The sequence below is a fragment of the Prevotella sp. HMSC073D09 genome (assembly GCF_001814145.1).
Lineage (GTDB): Bacteria > Bacteroidota > Bacteroidia > Bacteroidales > Bacteroidaceae > Prevotella > Prevotella conceptionensis.
In genome coordinates this window covers 49574-51488 of the sequence record NZ_KV815019.1, presented here as the reverse complement: position 1 = coordinate 51488, position 1915 = coordinate 49574, and the positions used below count along the sequence as shown (strand labels likewise).

Genomic DNA, 1915 nt, shown 5'->3' with positions numbered 1-1915 from the left:
CACCCCCAACCCCTCTCCGAGGGGAGAGGGGAGTGGTATGCTTTGTTGGTTTACTAGTTGAACAGTTGACGAGTTGAACAGTTAACGAGTTGATAAGGATTGCCATCCACTCTGCAACCAAGCATTTGGCTTAACTCCTTAACTCCATAACTCCTTAACTCCTTATACTCTTTATATTCCTCAAACTTACTCCTCTTCTCCTTCCTCCTCCAAGCTCTCGGCCACCTCGCACAATTCGGCGTACCATTCGCGCCCGAACCGCTCGGTTAGCGGACCTTCCAAGAAACGATAGAGGGGCAGATTCAGTTCGCGACCTTTCTTTACGGCAGGCTTGCACACCTCCCAACGGTGGTAGTTAAGGCCAACAAGGTCGGCATCGAAACGCTTTTCGCGAATGGGATAGAGTGCACAGGATATGGGCTTACGAAACGAACAAAGCCCTGCTCGATGCGCCCGGTCGAATGTACAAAGGCAAAGCCCCTTGTCGTAGCAGGTGAAAACACAATCCTTACCATTCACGATACTCGTCACGAGGTCGCCCTCGCGGTCGTTATAGGCCACGCCCTGCTTGTCGATAACGGCCTGTGCCTGTGCAGATAGGTCGTTCCACACGATGTCCAATGCGTCTTCCATAGCCGCAATCTCATCAAGTGTAACGGGTGCTCCTGCATCGCCCTCAATACAACAAGCACCCTTGCAGGCATCGAGGTCGCAACAAAAGCGTTCGGTAATGAGGTCGGAAGAGATAAGTACGTTGCCCACTTGCATAATGGGCGGTATGTTGTTGTTCATTGTTTACCAGTTGATGGGCGTTAGTCCGCGCGAAGAAAGATAGGCGTTGGCCTGCGAAAAGTGATGGTTGCCAAACCAACCGCCACGATTGGCAGATAGCGGCGAGGGGTGAACCGATTGCAAGATGCAATGCCTACGAGCATCGATAAGCGCAGACTTCGAGCGCGCATAACCGCCCCAAAGAATAAAGACAAGTCCCTCGCGCCCTGCATTTAGTCGCGCTATGGCTGCATCGGTGAACGTTTCCCAGCCCTGCCGTTGGTGACTGGCAGCCTGATGGGCACGCACGGTGAGCGTGGCGTTAAGCAAAAGCACGCCTTGCTCGGCCCAGCGCGTTAGGTTTCCGCTTGTGGGAATGGGTGTGCCAAGATCGTTGTTAATCTCCTTAAAGATGTTTTGCAGCGACGGCGGAAAAGGCACGCCATCGTTAACCGAAAAGCTTAAACCATGCGCTTGTCCGTCGTCGTGATAGGGGTCTTGCCCAATTATCACCACTTTCACCTTATCGAAAGGGCATAAGTTAAAGGCATTAAACACCAATTGTGCAGGCGGAAAGCATTGATGCTGCTTGTATTCGGCATGCACAAAGGCAGACAAGGTCTTGAAATAAGGTTTCTCGAACTCATCAGCCAATTGCTCTTTCCACGAAGATTCTATCTTTACATCCATGCTTATTGTTTGTATTATCTGTTGACAAGTTAACCAGTTGACCTGCTGACCTGTTTACAAGTTGACCTGTTAACAGGTAGACAAGGCAGTTTGCCTGTCCTGCCATGAACTAGAACTTACCGAAAACATCATTTTACGACATACAAAGGTATGAAAAAATGCCCATTTACACGTTAGCCTACACATGCTTATTTATCTACAAGCGGTCATTAAAAACCTGCTTTCTATCTTTTGTCGATGTCCAAGCAAAGTTAAATTAAGTATTTATATTTTACAAAACACATCCTTCTCGTCCATCCATTCTAGCAAAAACAAACGCTCTTTAGCAGGCAAATTGCCGCTATTTTCCATCTTACACATCTTTTGTTTTGTCTGTTTTATGGGTCAGAACCTGCGTTTTGCACCATTTTACCTTTCTATTTTGGTTGCCAACTCATTATTTTTTGCGCCCAAT

At 48.1% G+C, this 1915-nt stretch carries 3 protein-coding genes; 1 reads left to right on the top strand and 2 read right to left on the bottom strand.

Features of this window, described 5'->3' with window-relative positions; genetic code table 11:
- Positions 1-186: 186 nt before the first annotated feature.
- Both HMPREF2955_RS00810 and ung read right to left on the bottom strand, forming a co-directional pair.
- Positions 187-792 (bottom strand): DUF3109 family protein, encoded by a 606-nt coding sequence (locus tag HMPREF2955_RS00810; RefSeq protein ID WP_070720037.1) that lies wholly within the window; start codon positions 790-792, stop codon positions 187-189.
- Between the two features lie 3 nt (positions 793-795).
- Entirely contained in the window at positions 796-1461 is a 666-nt protein-coding gene (ung, locus tag HMPREF2955_RS00805; RefSeq protein ID WP_070720035.1) for a uracil-DNA glycosylase, read from the bottom strand.
- A gap of 184 nt (positions 1462-1645) precedes the next feature.
- Between ung and HMPREF2955_RS16430 the strand changes: the two genes are divergently transcribed.
- Positions 1646-1915 (top strand): hypothetical protein (locus HMPREF2955_RS16430; RefSeq protein ID WP_210401252.1); only part of this gene is annotated, 270 nt, incomplete at its 3' end.